Raw genomic sequence first — 1,722 nt, forward strand, 5'->3', positions numbered from 1 at the left:
CGGACCGGGAATCAGCTTCTCAAGCAGCTCGTCGGGGAGAATGGATTCCGGCTTCGCCGCCGGCGGGGTTTTCTTGCGTGGCATGGGGGCTCCTGAACATCGTCATGGTAGGCCCCTCACACAAAAATCCTGACACCCTCCAGAAGACCTCAACTCCTCCGTGAGCCCGCTCCTTGACCTATAGATCGGCGCTCTCACGGTCAACGCCTCCGGCGAAGCAGTGAGTCCGGACAACTCCCGATAGACCAGTAATGCGTTGAGCAGGGCCAAGTCTGCCCCTGGATGAACGTCATCGGGCGAGAACCAGCTGAGGTCGGGATGGCCACGCCGCAGAGCCTGAAATGTCTCTGAGACCTCGATGTAGGGGATGCCAGCCTCAGCAGCTGCTTGCAACTCTGCTTCAACGATGCGGCGTGAAGCAGCCGGATGAGGCTGGTAGGTGCCGAGAAGGACGACCTTAACCCCGTTCTGCCTTCCGAGCGCGGCAAGCTGCTTGATCGATTCTCTGGACTGGACGCAAGAATCGGGGTGAACCGCCCCGGCTTTCTCGGAGGCTCCGAACCTTGAGAGGATTGGAGCATGAACAGATTGGCGAGGTACGCACCCGAGGTGCGTGAGCGTTCGGTTCGGATGGTGCTGGAGCACCAGTCCGAGTATTCGTCGCAGTGGGCGGCGATCGGTGCGGTGGCGGCGAAGATTGGCTGCCAGCCCGAGACCCTGCGGATCTGGGTGCGGCAGGCCGAGCGCAACCAGGGCTTGCGGCCGGGCCCGACGACCGACGACAAGGCGCGGCTGAAGCAGCTCGAGAAGGAGAACCGCGAGCTTCGGCAGGCGAACGAGATCTTGCGCAAGGCGTCGGCGTTTTTTGCCCAGGCGGAGCTCGACCGCCGCGGCAAGCGGTGATCGCGTTCATCGACGCGCATCGCGGGTTGGGGATCGAGCCGATCTGCAGGGAACTGGAGATCGCCCCGTCGACCTATCACCTGCACAAAGCCCGCGAGGCCGCGCCCGAGAAGCAGCCGGCGCGCTGGCACCGCGACGAGGCGCTGTCGGCCACGATCGAGCGCGTCTGGCGCGAGAACAAGTCGGTGTACGGCGCAGACAAGGTCTGGAAGCAGCTTCACCGCGAAGGCGTCGCAGCCGCCCGCTGCACGGTCGAGCGGCTGATGCGGCGAGCCGGGCTGAAGGGCGTTCGGCGCGGCGATCCGAAGCGCTGGCGGCCGATCGACGAGGTCGAGGAGAAGCCGTTGGACAAGGTGAATCGGCAGTTCAAGGCCGATCGTCCGAACGCGCTGTGGGTCTCGGACTTCACGTATGTGGCGACATGGCAGGGCTTCGTCTACGTCGCTTTCGTGATCGACGTCTTCGCCCGTCGGATCGTCGGCTGGCGGGTGTCGGGCTCGGCGCAGACGCAGTTCGTTCTGGACGCGCTGGAGCAGGCGGTGTGGAGCCGTCGGCCGGGGGAGAAACTGGTGCATCACAGCGATCGCGGGAGCCAATACGTGTCGATCCGCTACACCGATCGCCTGCTGGACGCCGGGATCGAGCCCTCGGTGGGCAGCGTCGGCGATTCCTACGACAACGCGCTGGCCGAGACGGTGATCGGCCTGTTCAAGACCGAAGTGATCTACCGGCAGACCTGGCGCGGCCGCGAAGACGTCGAATGGGCGGTGGCCGATTGGGTGCAGTGGTACAACACAAAGCGACTGCTGGGGCCGATCG

At 64.8% G+C, this 1,722-nt stretch carries 1 protein-coding gene and 1 other annotated feature; the gene reads left to right on the forward strand.

What is annotated here, in order from left to right:
• Positions 1 to 579: 579 nt before the first annotated feature.
• Positions 580 to 1,722 (forward strand): IS3 family transposase gene (locus tag O9255_RS13675; RefSeq protein WP_297867423.1). Its coding sequence is split into 2 segments (ribosomal slippage), with 1,144 coding nucleotides annotated over them: positions 580 to 868 and positions 868 to 1,722; the frame shifts between segments, so codons are not numbered across the junction. This gene is flagged as partial in the annotation.
• Positions 858 to 971 (forward strand) — a sequence feature (AL1L pseudoknot). (Overlaps the previous gene by 114 nt.)

Source organism: Silanimonas sp. (genome assembly GCF_027530345.1).
In the GTDB taxonomy this organism is placed as follows: domain Bacteria; phylum Pseudomonadota; class Gammaproteobacteria; order Xanthomonadales; family Xanthomonadaceae; genus Silanimonas.